The following is a 13,634-nucleotide window of genomic DNA, read 5'->3' on the forward strand; positions in this document are numbered from 1 at the left end:
ACTTGCCCGGCACGGGGTGAATTGGGCTCGGCGGTCGAAAGTCCATGAAAGAGAAGAAGTTGCGACGCTGCTTGGCGGGAAGGCCCGCGGTCGCTAGGCTCTTTTCCGCCTGCTCGGGGGGGGCACGGCCTTGGTTTCAAAGGGCGGCTCCTCGACATCCTCGTCCGCCACTTCGTCCTCGTCGAATTCCTCCTCTTCAGCCTCTGCGTCCTCGGCTTCGTCGAATTCGCCGTCTTCGTAGGCCTCTTCCTCCGCGTCGTCTTCGGCGGCTTCTTCTTCGTAGTCGTCTTCCTCCTCGACCGCTTCTTCGTCCTCGTCATGAGGCTTGAAGCGGTTACGCGGCACGGCCGGCGCAGCGTTCATCCAGTCGGGCGCCGACGGCGCAGCCGGTGCCGCACGGTTGCCGCTCGGCGCGGGAGGCGCAGCAGCGCCCGGCACAGGCGCGGCGCCGCCCTGTTGCATCTCGGTCCATTGCTCGGGAGTCAACAGCACCTCGCGGGCCTGCGAGCCGTTGTAATTGCCGACAAAGCCGTCCTCGGCCATGAAATCGACCAGCCGCGCCGCCCGGCCATAGCCGATACCCAGCGCACGCTGCAACAGCGACACGCTGCCACGACCCTCGCGCACCACGACGTCGACGGCCGCTTCGTAGAGTTCGTCGCGGCTCTTGAGCGCCGCCATGCCACCCCCCTCGGCGCTGGCCGCGGGGCGCAACTGGACCAGCTCCTTGACGAACTGCGGCTCGCTCGTGCCCACGAAGTCAATCACGCGGTTGATTTCATCGTCGGAGATGAACGTGCCCTGGCCGCGCAGCAGGGTGCTGGTGCCCGGCCAGAGGAACAACATGTCGCCGTTGCCCAGGAGCTTGTCGGCGCCCATTTCGTCGAGTACCACGCGGCTGTCGGTGCGGCTGGCCACCTGGAACGCAATCCGCGCGGGCAGGTTCGATTTGATCAGGCCCGTGATGACGTCGACCGTCGGTTTTTGCGTGGCCAGCACCAGGTGGATGCCGACGGCCCGGCTCTTTTGCGCCAGGCGAATGATGTGCTGTTCGACCTCTTTAGCCGCTGTCATCATCAGGTCGGCCATCTCGTCGGCCACGATGACGATGTAGGGCAGGTTCGTCGGGATCTGGGTGCGTTCCTCGTCGCTTTCCGGCTGCAGCCGGTCCATCAGCTCTTCTTCGCCCAGCTGGTTGTAGCTGCTGATGTGACGCACGCCGGCGCGCGCCAAGAGCGCATATCGCTCTTCCATCTTTTCGACGGCCCAGGCCAGGATCGCCTCGGCCTTGCCCATGTCGGTCACCACCGGGTGCATCAGGTGCGGTAGCGACTTGTAGGGGCTCAGCTCGACCATCTTCGGGTCGATCAACAGCATCTTCACTTCATCGGGCCGGCGGGTCATGATCATCGAGGTGATGATCGTGTTGAGGCACACGCTCTTGCCCGTGCCGGTGCGCCCGGCGATCAGCAGGTGCGGCAGGGTCGTCAGATCGATCACCAGCGGCTTGCCCGAGACATCCTTGCCCAGGAAGATCGGGATCCGCATCTTGGTCACTCGGCCATTGGCCTCTTCCATCACCTCGCGCAGGCGTACCAATTGACGCTCGGCGTTGGGTACTTCGATGCCCACGGTGTTCTTGCCCGGGATGGGCGCCACGATGCGCACGCTCGGCACCCGCAGGGCGATCGCCAGATCGTCGGCCAGGCTGGTGATCTTGCTCAGCCGCAGGCCGGCTTCGAGCTCGACTTCGAACTGCGCGATGACGGGCCCGGTCTCGATTTCCACGACGCGCACCTGGAAACCGAAATCGGCGAACGTCTTCTCGAGAATCTTGGCCTTCCGGCGAACGTCCTTTTCCTGCTCTTCGTACGCGACGCCCTCGGCCTCGAGCAGCATCGAGATGGGGGGCAGCTCGTAATCCTCGGCATCGTCTTCGCGCCGGCTGGCTGCTTCGAGCTCGGCCAGCATGGCCTGCCGTTCGGCGCTCGACTTCGGCCCGCGCAAGCGGAGCGCCGCAGCCAAACGCGAGGCCATGCCTGTGGCCGGCTTGGCGGCGGCGGTTTCTTCTTCGGCTGCTTCGGTCTCGTCGTCCGTGGCTTCTTCCGCGTCGTCGGCTTCCTCGGCTACGGGCTCCGGCTTCGCGGCCGATTTGGGATTGACGATCCGCACCGTCGAAGCGGCCTCCTCTTCCTCCTCGGCCTCGGCGGCGGGCGCTTCGGCGGGTTTCAGCCGAATCTTGCCGTTGTGCTTGATCGTCGGCGCACTGCTGCGGCGGCGCTCGTAAGCGTCGCGGGCCAGCATCAGCCCTCGGCTGACCTGTTTGACCGGTCGTCCCAGCACGATCGCTACCAGCCGGACGAGCACATAATCGGTGCACAGCAGCAGCCCGCCGATGATGGCGCTGATCACGAGCACGTAGGCCCCGGCCGTCGCGAGATGCGCGCGGAACCACGCCTCGAGTACGGCGCCCAAGTAGCCGCCGGCACCGATCACCGGGCCGGGGGACAGGCCCGGCAGCGACATCGCCGCGAGCGTCGCCAGGCCCGTCAGCGACAGGGTCCAGCCGACGAACCGCAGCCAGGGTTCGGCGATCGGTCGCCGGGCCAGCAGAATCGCGTCGAATGCGATCAGCGAGATGAGCAGGTAGTAGCCGCCGACGCCCAGAGCGGTGAACAGTGCGGTGGCCACGAGATGTCCCGCGCGCCCGCACAGATTGTGCACCTGGTCATGGGCCGGCAACACGAGCGTGCTCGGCGGATCGGCCGGGTCGTAAGTGACCAGGGCCAGCGCAAGAAAGATATTCCAGCCCAGCAGGGCCAGCGCGAGCAGATCGAGCTTGAGATTTCGCTGTTCGAGCATGTTGGCGTTTGGTCGAGGTCAGCGACCATGCACCCGGTGCTCTGGCGGCCTGCTCGGCGCCAGAGCGTCCATGCCCGAAGGCAAACCGTGTTGTCCTCGGATTGTTTCGGCGCGCCGCGACAGAAGATTTGAATGCGTCGCGCCGCGGCGCTGCAGGTTGCCCGAACGGGACAGCCTGGCCAGCGCGTGCGTTGTGCACATCCGGAACTTGCGGCCGCGGCGGCGGATTCGCTCCACCCCCGCGGCGCGCACGAGACGTGACCTCGCACAAGTTTACCCGCGCCCTGGCAGCGAGCGGGCAACGCCAGCGTGACAACGCGGCCTGCCGCGCGGTCTTCTTGCGCGGCAGTAACGACGGCGAAGAGTTTGCGGTGGGCGGCGCGACGGACCCAAGCCGCGCGGCTCAACCGTCCGTGGCCGCGGCGAAGTTTGGCGACGCAAACCACAAGTCGCCTCGCCGCCGCAAAACGCCTAGCAATTGCTCGTTGTCGTCGATCGCCGCCAACAACGAGATGGCCGGGTCGTGCGCCAACTGCAAAGGTCGGCCGTGCGCAAGTTCTTGCCGCAAGGTCGGGTCGATCCGTTGTTGCGGGATATCTCCCAGGGCCGCTAACGCCGGCAATAGGAACGACCGCCAGGCATCGGTCTCGAAAGCTTCGAGCGAGCAGCTCTGGTCGAGTGTGAAGCGGCCAACTGCCGTGCGGACCAGCGCGGTCATGACGGCTCCGGTGCCGAGTCCCGCGGCCAGGTCGCGACCCAGGGCCCGAACGTAGGTGCCCGAGCTGCAATCGATGTCAATTTCCAGGTGGGGATATTCGTACTTCAGCACTTCACAGCGGTCGACGCGAATGGGCCGCGGCGCGAGTTCCACCGCGCGCCCCGCCCGTGCCAGTCGATAAGAGCGCCGGCCGTCGACTTTGATGGCGGAGAAAGCCGGCGGGCGTTGCTGCAATTCGCCGGTGAGGTTGCCGGCGGCCGCCTCGATTTGGTCGCGCGAGGGCACAGGCGGCGCCTGCAATTCGACGAGCTCTCCCTCGATGTCGTCGGTTTCGCTGGTTACGCCGAGCTGGAAACCAGCGCGATACGACTTGGTCTGAGCCTGGACGAACTCGATCAATCGCGTGGCCCGACCAACGCAAACAACCAGCACGCCGGTCGCGAGGGGGTCGAGCGTTCCGGCGTGACCGGCTTTGGCGGGGCGAACGGCGCGCGCAACCACATCGATCGCGGCTCGCGAGGAGATCCCGCGCGGTTTAACGATGCTTATCAGGGCGCTCTCGATCGATGCAGACACGTTGTTCGCCGGATGGTGTGCGTGTTTGGTCACTGCGGTGTGCGGAGATCGACCATCCAGGCTGTGACCCCCCCGAGGTACCACCGTAGGGATTTTTTTCGTGTTACGAAAAGCGATTTGCGCGATTTTGGCGCCGCACTTGGACCGCACATTTGAACTTGATTAGTTCGCTAAGCAACGATTGGGCGGACGAGAACCATCAGACTGGGGGCGCGAGGGGGGACGATAAGCCCGTCGTGTTGTGATGCCCCCAGCCTCCGCAAGGGTAAATCCAGCAGACCTCCGGCCTAGTTCGGTTCTAGGATTCCATGAATCGCCGAATGGTCACAACTTGGGTGATTAGCCTAGCATTTCTCCAATCGCGCCATGTCTCCTGACCGGCAACAGAACGACGCGGCAGCCGAGCTCAGCCGGCAGTTGGGCGAAGTTGCTCACCAGCTCATGCAGGCTGTCGATGGAGATTGTGTTGGAACCATCGACGTCACTTCGGTCGATCCCCCCTTTCAGCTATTGCAGACGCAGGCGTATCGGCTGATCGATGTCACTCGGCAGGCGTTGGCCGCGCTGCAGCATCGCAATGCAGAACTCGAGTCGGCGCGGCGCGAGGTGGCGCATCATACCGCTACGGCTCGAGCGGCCTTGGCCCAGGCCGAGGCGGGCAATCGGGCCAAGAGTGAATTCCTGGCGAATATGAGCCACGAGATTCGCACCCCGATGACGGCCATCTTGGGCTACGCCAATTTGCTGCTCGAGGAAGACGACGTGGACGCTGCGCCGCCGCATCGCGTCCATGCATTTCGCATGATTCAGGACAACGGCCAACATCTGCTGCAGATCATCAACGATCTGCTCGACTTGTCGAAGATCGAGTCCGGCACGCTCGGCGTCGAAACGCGGCCTTGCTCGGTGACCGAGATCATCGCCGACGTGTTGGCGCAGCTCGACCATCGCGCTCAGGGAAAAAACATCGCGCTGCGCGTCGAATACGAAAGCGAAGTGCCCGTGTCCCTGCGTACCGATCCGACGCGGCTGCGGCAGATTCTGGTGCAGTTGATGGGCAATGCGCTGAAATTCACCGACGCGGGCTCGGTACGGATCGTCGTGCGACTGGTGCGCGACGCGCAGGCGCGGCTGGAGTTCGACGTGGTCGACACGGGCATCGGGATGACGGCCACGCAACAGCATCGGTTGTTCCAGCTATTCTCGCAGGTCGATACATCGACGACCCGCCGGTTTGGCGGCGCCGGCTTGGGCCTGATCATCAGCAAGCGGCTGGCCCAAATGCTCGGCGGCGACGTGATGCTTGTCTCGTCCGAGCCGGGCGTGGGCACGCGGTTTCGGTTGAGCCTGGCGACCGGGGATCTGAGCGGCGTGGCCTCGATCGCGCCCACGCCTGGCCCAACGCGACAGGTCGCTTCGATCGCGGCGTCGCTGACCATTGCCAGCGACGCGCTGGCAGGCTGCCGGATTCTGGTGGCCGAGGATGGGCTCGATAATCAGCGGCTGATCGCTCACCTGTTGAAGAAGGCCGGCGCCGTCGTCACGGTGTGCGACAACGGGCAACTGGCGCTGGATGCAGCCCTGGCGGCCCGTGCCGCCGGCGAGCCGTTCCACGTGCTGCTGATGGATATGCAAATGCCGGTGCTCGACGGTTATGGCGCCGTCGCGCAATTGCGCGCCCAAGACTATGCGGGGGCCATCATTGCGCTCACGGCACACGCCGCCAGCGGAGAGCTGGAAAGGTGCCTGGCCGCGGGCTGCGACGACTACGACACCAAACCGATCGATCGTCCACGGCTGATCGGCAAGATTGCCGCCGCGTACCGCGCGGCGCCGGCCGCGCTGAGCAATTGCTGAATCGTCGCTGAGTGCGGGGCGTCTCGATTTGCGCCCGGCCATCTCACCGGACGGGTTTCCGTTACGGCTGTGCACCGGGCGACGCGCCATCCGGCGATTTGGACGCCGACGTTTTTGCATGCTCGATTCGGCCGAACAGGTGCCCGCCGTGGTCCTTGCCGTTCCAAGTGCCGGCATAATGATCCTCGTAGAACAGCACCCGCGCCGTGAACGTGCCGAGGCCGGGCACGAGGATGTTCGTCAGCGTAATCACGGGCGTATCGCCGGCCCAGCGCACTTCGAGCGGCATCTTGAAGACCTGGTCCTTGCCTTCGTACTGGATGCGGGCCTCGAAGACGAAGAAGTTGCCCTTCCCCTTGGTGACCTTGTCGATCTGGTAACGGTCTTCCTTGAGCGTGCCATCGCCTTCGCCGGTGACGGTAAACGAACCGACGAGCGTGACGCCGGTCAGCGACTCGCAGAATTTCCGCTCGAGGGCGTCACGCTCGGCGGTCGCATCGGCCGACTGGGGTTCCGGATCGTCGGCCCTGCCCTGTAAGGCTGCGGTCGCGCCCAGCACTGCCCAGACGATCGCGCCCAACCACAAGCTTCGAAGGTTCATCGAAATTCTCCATGCAGTGTGGCGCGGCCTTGCGCTCGAGGGATCAAAAGCTGTTCAGATACTCGATCGCCGCGGTGGCCTCGGTGACGGGGTCGTCGGCACCCGGCCGTCCCACGGTAAAGTATCCCCGGTAGTCGCGTTCTTCCAAGGCGCCGAGCAAGGCGGCGTAGTCGACGCTGCCCCGGCCAAGCGGTACGTCGAGGCCCCGCCCTCGCGCCAAATCGCGGACCCCGTCGGTCGCGTGCACGTGCCGAATTGCCGGGCCTACGGCTGCCAGCACCTCGAGCGGCGAGAAGCCATTGACCAAGATGCTGCCCGGGTCGAAATCGACGGCCAAGGCCCCCTCAGGCAGGGCATCCAACAGTCGCGCAAGCGCGGGCCCGTCTTCGCCGCCGGTTTCGGCAGCCAAGAGAGCCCCGGCGCGGGCCGAATATTCCACCAGCTCGGCGAGCACTCCGCGCATCAGGTCCCAGGCGGGGCCCTGCGGCTGCTCCGGAATGTGGCCGACGCGGTTGACGACCAGCGGAGCGCCGACCTGGTGGGCGAAACGCAACGCCTGGCGGGTCGCCTCGACGCGGCGGTCGAGCTCGTCGGCCAGGTCGTAGCCGCGCCGCGTCCGAAAACGCACGGCGGCCACGCGCAGCCCATGGTCTTCGAGCAATTTGCGCAACTGGCGCACGCCGGTTTGCGACATGTCTTGCAACCGGACGTCGCTCCGGGCATCCAGCTCGATGGCGCCGACCCCGAGCCGCGCCGCCGAAATCAGGGCCTCGCGTAACGGTTGGCGAAACGAGGCCAGGCGAACTCCGAGCTTGAGGGCAGGCACGATGGCAGACTTTCGGGGTGGTAGCGGATGCAGCGACGGCGTATCGAGCCGCATACCGACGGCGGCCGATAGCAAAGGGGAGGTAGTCGCGCCGGTCGCGGCTGCGTTGGTCAGGGTGCCCGACGGCTAACGGCACGTTTCCATGACACGTCTCGCGTCCACCCTGGCGATGCTGTTGATTCTACCGGCCTGCGGTGCCGCGCCCATTGACCAGCGGTTCCCCGACGCCGTGCCGATCCTGACGGCCGAATTCGAAAGCACTTCCGACCACGATTTTGACGGCTGGCCCGACGGCTGGACGCGTCAGCGCGGGCCCGGCTATCCCGCGTATATGGAGGTGCGGATCCAGCCGACGGACGGCGCCAGCGGCGAATCGGCGTTGCACGTGGCCTGCAACGGCGGCGCGGCCGCAGCGTTCAGCCCTCCGGTGCCGATCACTCCGCGGTTCGCCTACGTCTTCGAGGGCAGCCTCCGCACTGAGGGTCTTTCGCAGAATTCGGCCCGCTGGGGCATCGTGTTTCTCAACGAGCAAAAGCGCCCGATCGAGGAACATTTCTGTCTGCCGCTGCGCGGCACGACGCCCTGGACGAAAATTCGCATCGGCCCGATTCAGCCGCGCCGCGCCGGCGTAAGGTATGCGGTCATCGTCGCGCGGGTTGGTGTCGGCGCGGCGCCAGATTTGACGGGCGAGGTCTGGTTCGATGACGCCTGGCTGGCCCGAACGCCGCGCCTGAGCGTCAAGACCAGCACGCCGCACGGCTTTTACACCGATGCGGCCGATGTAGCGATCGCGGGCGAGTTGTCGGGCGTCGAATCGCACACGGTCACCGTGCGCTCGCAGTTGCTCGACGTGACCGGCGCGCAGCTCGAGCAACATGAACAGCAATTGACGCTCACCGAAGTGGCGCCGGTCACGGCGACGGGCGATCCTAACCCCGCCAATCCGTTGTTGACGTCGAAAGAGTTTGCCGGAGCCTTTGCCTGGAAACCGCATGTGCAAGGGGTCGGTTTCTACCGCATTCGTGTGTCGATCATCGGCCGGGCCGGCACTCTGCACCAACAGGACATGCCGGTGCTCGTCGTGCCTGACGACGACGCGACCGCGGGGCTCGAGTTTGGCTGGAGCCTGCCGCGGGGGGACGACCCGATCCCGCTGGCTGATCTGCCGCGCTTGTTCCTGCGCTCGGGTGTGCAGCGCGTGAAGTTTCCCGTTTGGTTCTCCGAAGAGGACGGCGAACGTGCGCAAGGTCTGGCAAATTTCGCCGAGCGACTAAGCAATCGGCAAATCGAGTTGATCGGCCTGCTGAACGACCCGCCGGCAGCCGTGCGCAAGTCGTTTCAAGGGGAAGGCGAACTGCTGGCGATCGACGTCTTCAGCCGGCCGCCCGACCTGTGGTATCCCTCGCTCGAGCCGGTGTTGACCCGGCTCTCGTTGAGCGTGCGGTACTGGCAACTAGGCGACGATCGCGACACGAGCCTGGTCGGTGCGCCGAATCTCACGGCGCGCGTCGGCGAAGTCAAACGCCAGCTCGATCACGTCGGCCAGGATCTGCATCTCGGCTTCGGCTGGGATTGGCAGCACGAGCTGCCGGTACCTCACAAACCGATGAACGCCGCGTCGTCGGCGTTGCCTCGACATTTGCCGTGGCGATACGTGTCGCTGGCCAGCAGCCCTTCGCTCACGCCCGAGGAACTGGCGTCCTACCTGCGCGATCTGAACCGCACGCGCGGCGAGCGGTGGGTCAGCATCCGCCCGCTCGAGCGCAGCCGGTACGACCTGCCGACCCGGGTCAACGACCTGGTGCAGCAGATGGTCACGGCCAAGAGCTTCGGCGTCGAAGGCATCTTTCTCGATGATCCGTTTGATGACGAGTGCGGGCTACTCGACTCCCAGGGTCGGCCGACCGAATTGTTGCTGGCCTGGCGGACGACCGCGCTGGCCCTGGCGCAGGCGCGCTATCTGGGGCGCATCGATTTGCCCGAGGGGAGTGCCAACGCAATTTTCGAGCGCGGGGGCAAGGGCCTGATCTTTCTCTCGGCCGGTCGGCCGGTGCGCGAGTTGCTCCGCTGGGGGCCCGAGGCGCGGCTGCTCAACGCCTGGGGGCAGACTCAAGAACTGCCACGCGAGGACGGCAAGCAAGCGGCCGAAATTGGTGCGTGGCCCGTGTTCGTCGAAGGCGCCGATTTGCCGCTCTTGGCCTGGCGGTCGGGCGTGCGGCTCAGCCCCGAGCGCGTGCCAAGCGTGCTCGGCACGCCGCACGAATTGACCCTGACCGTGCGCAACACGTTCAATCAGGAAGTCAGCGGCACCGCCCAGCTCGTCGGGCCCGAAAGTTGGCGGTTGGACAGCTTTCCGATCGACTTCAGCATTCCGCCCGGCAAGGAAATCACCCTGCCGATCGAGATCAATCTGCCTGTCGACGCGGGCATGGGGTCGCATGTCATGCGGGTCGACTTTGAGCTGAACGCCGACGACGCCTATCACTTCTCGGCATATCCCCGGCTGGAAGTCGGCGCAGGCGACGTGAACCTGGAAGTCAGCACGCGGCTCAACGACCATGGACAGCTCGAAATCGAACAACGGCTGACCAATTTGACCGACGACGAGGTCACGTTCAAATGTTACCTGTCGGCCCCCGAACGCCGCCGCATGAGGCGCCAGATTGTCGAGCACCGGCGCGGGACCGACGTACAGAGCTATCTACTCAAAGACGGCCGACAACTCCTGGGCAAAACGCTGTACTTGCGGGCCGAAGAAGTCGGCGGCTCCCGAACTCTCAATCTGCCGTTCGTCGCCGAGCCCTAAGCTCGATTGCCGCGCACCCAAGGTGGTTCGCTCGATGACTCGAATTGCCGATATCGCGAGTTTTCTCGAAGGCTTCGCGCCGCCGCATCTCGCCGCCGACTGGGACAACGTCGGGCTGCTCTTGGGAGATGCGGCCGGCAAGGTCGAGCGTGTGATGACGTGCCTGACCATCACCGGCGAGTCGGCTGCCGAGGCGCTGGCCGACAGGGCTCAATTGATCGTCGCGCATCACCCCCTGCCCTTTCGTCCCTTGCGGCGCATCACCACCGATTCGGTCGAAGGCCGGCTGCTCTGGGAGCTGGCCCGCGGCGGCGTAGCGATCTACAGTCCGCACACCGCGTTCGACTCGGCGGCCCGGGGCATCAACCAGCAGCTTGGCGAGCTGCTGGAACTGGACGAGCTGGCGCCGCTGGCGGTCGGCGGCGACGGTCTCGGTACCGGTCGCCAAGGGAGGCCGCGGGCACCGGCAACACTGGGGCAACTGGCCGATCGCCTGAAGCAGAAACTTCAGGTGTCCGGCGTGCATCTCAGGGGTGCGCCGGCGACGCCGGTGACGCGTGTCGGGATCGCCTGCGGCAGCGCGGGCGATCTCTTGGGCGCCGTGCAAGCTGCCGGTTGCGACTGTTTCGTCACCGGCGAGCTGCGGTTCCACGACCTGTTGGCGCTCGAAGCGGCCGGCCAGACATCCGTCCTGCTGGGCCACTATGCCAGCGAGCGCTGTGGGGTCGAAGCCCTGGCCAGCGAGTTGCAGCGCGCGTTTCCTGCGTTGCAAGTTTGGGCCAGCCGCAAGGAGCGCGATCCACTGCTTTGGTACTAGCCGGCGTTCGTTGACTCGTCGGGGGGGGCATCTAGAATGAACCACCGCCGTGCCACGGACGTACGCAACACGATTGCCTGAATTCTTGGGCCCGCAGGGGGGGACGGCCGTATGTCCACACGCTTTCTCACGGCATTGCCGGTCTTCAACGAGGCGGCACACGTCGACCGCGTGCTCGACGAGGTCCGCCGTTACAGCGAGCATGTGCTCGTCGTTGACGATGGCTCGACCGACGGCACGGCCGTCTTGCTCGAGCGGCGCCGCGATGTACAGGTCGTGGCCCATCCGCAGAACCGTGGCTATGGCGCCGCACTGAAGACGGCCTTCGCCTACGCGATCGATCATCGCTACGAGTATCTTGTGACCATCGACTGCGACGGGCAGCACGAGCCGCAAAGAATTCCGCGGTTTGTGCAGGCTTGCCAGCAGGCCGACATCGTATCGGGCAGCCGCTATCTACGGCATTATGCCCACGACAGCGCGCCGCCGGCCGATCGCCGCCGCATCAATCAGCAAGTCACGGCCGAGTTGAATCGCAGGTTGTGCCTGCGGCTGACCGACGCCTTCTGCGGCTTCAAGGCCTATCGCGTCGAGGCGCTCAAGAGTCTTGAGTTGACCGAGCCCGGTTATGCGATGCCGCTGGAGCTGTGGGTGCAGGCTGCGTTCCATGGACTGCGCGTGATCGAGCTGCCGGTGCCGCTGATCTATCTCGACGAGAAGCGGTCGTTCGGCGGCGCGCTCGACAATGCGATGACGCGGCTGGAGTATTATCACCTCGTGCTCGATCGCAGCATGGCTGCGGTGGCGCATTTCGATGGCCGGCTGTGGGGTGGCACGCTCTGCGGCGAGTTGGCCGGATGAGCTTGGGTGGCGGCAGTCACGCGTTCGGCGACTCGGCTCGTTCGGTTCGTGAGTTGCGCACGCCTGCCGGTCACGGCTCGGTCTTGATCGATCCTCCCGCGCACCGTGCGGCCGAAGTGCTGGCCATCAATCGGCAGCGCCTGAACGTCTCGGTTCGCGTAGCCGGTCAGCCGCTCGCGGACCTGCGGTGTCAGGCCCGGGCCGAATTGCTGGCCGCCGCCGCGACCGCCACCCGAGCCTACTCCGACGCGCAGCCGGTCTTGCAAGATGCTCCGCTGTTCGTCGCGGGGCATCAACCGGGTCTGTTTCACCCGGGCGTTTGGTTCAAGAACTTCGTGCTCGACGCCGTGGCTCACGCGCAGGGCGGCACGGGTGTGAACCTACAAATCGACGGCGACACGATCAAGGCGGCGTCGGTGCGAGTCCCGGTGGGCGGCGTCGACGAGCCGCGCGTCGAAACGGTCGAGTTCGATGCGGCGGCGGCCGAGATGCCCTGGGAAGAGCGGCCGGTGATCGACGCCGAGTGCCTGGCATCGTTCGCCCCCCGCGCGACGGCGGCGATCGCCGATTTCGTGCGCGAACCGGTGGTGGGCGAGCTGTGGCCCCGGGTTCTCGCGCGGCTGCGCGACGCGTCCGGCGCGGCACGCCTGGGCAGTTGCCTCGCCACCGGACGGCATCGGCTCGAAAGGGACTGGGGTTTGAAGACCCTCGAGGTCGCGCACAGCGACACGCTGCAACTGCCGACGAGCCGCTTGTTCCTTGCCGATCTAATGCTCCGGGCCGAGGAGTTTCGCGCGGCGCACAATGAGGCGCTTGCCGAGTATCGTCGGCGCTACCACGTCCGCAGCGCGAATCATCCGGTTTCGGAGCTGGCCGCCGAAAGCGATTGGCTCGAAACGCCGCTGTGGGTCTGGACGGCCCAGCGGCCACAGCGGCGGCGATTGTTCGTCCGTGCGACGGGAGATCGCCTGTGGCTCGCCGATCGCACGGGGTGGCAAGAAGCCATCTCGACCAGCCAGGGCCTGGCGGGCGTGGCCGCGGGGCTCGCGGACCTGGAAGCTGCTGGGATCAAGGTCCGTACGCGGGCCCTGCTGACGACGCTGTTGGCCCGGCTGCTGTGGGCCGATGCGTTCATTCACGGCATCGGCGGCGGCAAATATGACCGCCTGACCGACCGTTTGATTGAGCGGTTTTACGGCGTCGAACCCCCTGAATTCTTCGTGGCCACGGCCACCTGGCAGTTGCCGCTGGCTCGGCCGCTCACGGCGGCGGCCGAGCTGCAGGCCATCGATCAGCAACTGCGAGAATTGACCTATCACCCCGAGCGGTGGCTCACGACGAAGCAACTCGAAAGCGCAGCCGCGGCGATCGTGCCCGCGCTGATTGCCGAAAAGCAGCGCTGGCTCGATCGGGCTGTGACGCGCGCGAACGCGCGACAGCGCTGCCATGCGATTCGTCGCTTGAACGAGTCACTTCAGCCGGCGATCGTCGCGCGGCGCGCGGAATTGCACGCTGCGCGTGGAGCGATCGAGCGTGGTCTTCGCGCCGCAGCGGTGCTGGGATCGCGAGAATATGCGTATTGTTTGTTTCCAATCGCGGAAATCCGGCATTTTTTGCTGGAAATGTCGCGCGCGAGCGCCTAACATAGTGCGACATGCCCGAAACGGCATGACGGAAAGGAATCTTCAAGAGAAAGGATTCTCGCATGCG

Annotated in this window: 9 protein-coding genes; 5 read left to right on the forward strand and 4 right to left on the reverse strand. The window is 65.7% G+C overall.

Features of this window, described 5'->3' with window-relative positions:
* Positions 1-93: 93 nt before the first annotated feature.
* The gene (locus K1X74_14415; protein ID MBX7167520.1) at positions 94-2,862 is read right to left on the reverse strand and encodes a DNA translocase FtsK; all 2,769 of its coding nucleotides are present in this window, start codon (positions 2,860-2,862) and stop codon (positions 94-96) included.
* Between the two features lie 403 nt (positions 2,863-3,265).
* Positions 3,266-4,156, reverse strand: coding sequence for a tRNA pseudouridine(55) synthase TruB (gene truB, locus K1X74_14420; GenBank protein ID MBX7167521.1), 891 nt, complete (start codon positions 4,154-4,156; stop codon positions 3,266-3,268).
* Between the two features lie 366 nt (positions 4,157-4,522).
* Here truB and K1X74_14425 point away from each other — a divergent pair, with 366 nt between their 5' ends.
* A complete protein-coding gene (locus K1X74_14425; GenBank protein MBX7167522.1) occupies positions 4,523-6,013 on the forward strand; it encodes a response regulator in 1,491 nt (496 codons plus the stop codon).
* Between the two features lie 61 nt (positions 6,014-6,074).
* On the opposite strand, the gene K1X74_14430 is transcribed toward K1X74_14425, so the two are convergent.
* Positions 6,075-6,569 carry a hypothetical protein gene (locus K1X74_14430; protein MBX7167523.1) on the reverse strand — a complete coding sequence of 165 codons (495 nt, stop codon included), beginning with the start codon at positions 6,567-6,569 and terminating at the stop codon, positions 6,075-6,077.
* Positions 6,570-6,657: 88 nt separating this feature from the next.
* Positions 6,658-7,440, reverse strand: a complete 783-nt coding sequence (locus K1X74_14435) for a sugar phosphate isomerase/epimerase (GenBank protein ID MBX7167524.1) — start codon at positions 7,438-7,440, stop codon at positions 6,658-6,660.
* 142 nt (positions 7,441-7,582) lie between these two features.
* Between K1X74_14435 and K1X74_14440 the strand changes: the two genes are divergently transcribed.
* The 4 genes from K1X74_14440 (at position 7,583) to K1X74_14455 (ending at position 13,567) form a co-directional block, all read left to right on the forward strand.
* Positions 7,583-10,246, forward strand: a complete 2,664-nt coding sequence (locus tag K1X74_14440) for a hypothetical protein (protein MBX7167525.1) — start codon at positions 7,583-7,585, stop codon at positions 10,244-10,246.
* A 34-nt stretch (positions 10,247-10,280) separates the two neighbouring features.
* A complete protein-coding gene (locus tag K1X74_14445) occupies positions 10,281-11,063 on the forward strand; it encodes a Nif3-like dinuclear metal center hexameric protein (GenBank protein MBX7167526.1) in 783 nt (260 codons plus the stop codon).
* Between the two features lie 111 nt (positions 11,064-11,174).
* The gene (locus tag K1X74_14450; GenBank protein ID MBX7167527.1) at positions 11,175-11,924 is read left to right on the forward strand and encodes a glycosyltransferase family 2 protein; all 750 of its coding nucleotides are present in this window, start codon (positions 11,175-11,177) and stop codon (positions 11,922-11,924) included.
* Positions 11,921-13,567 carry a hypothetical protein gene (locus tag K1X74_14455; GenBank protein ID MBX7167528.1) on the forward strand — a complete coding sequence of 549 codons (1,647 nt, stop codon included), beginning with the start codon at positions 11,921-11,923 and terminating at the stop codon, positions 13,565-13,567. Before K1X74_14450 ends, K1X74_14455 begins: the two co-directional genes overlap by 4 nt.
* Positions 13,568-13,634 lie beyond the last annotated feature (67 nt).

This window comes from Pirellulales bacterium (assembly GCA_019694435.1).
Lineage (GTDB): Bacteria > Planctomycetota > Planctomycetia > Pirellulales > JAEUIK01 > JAIBBZ01.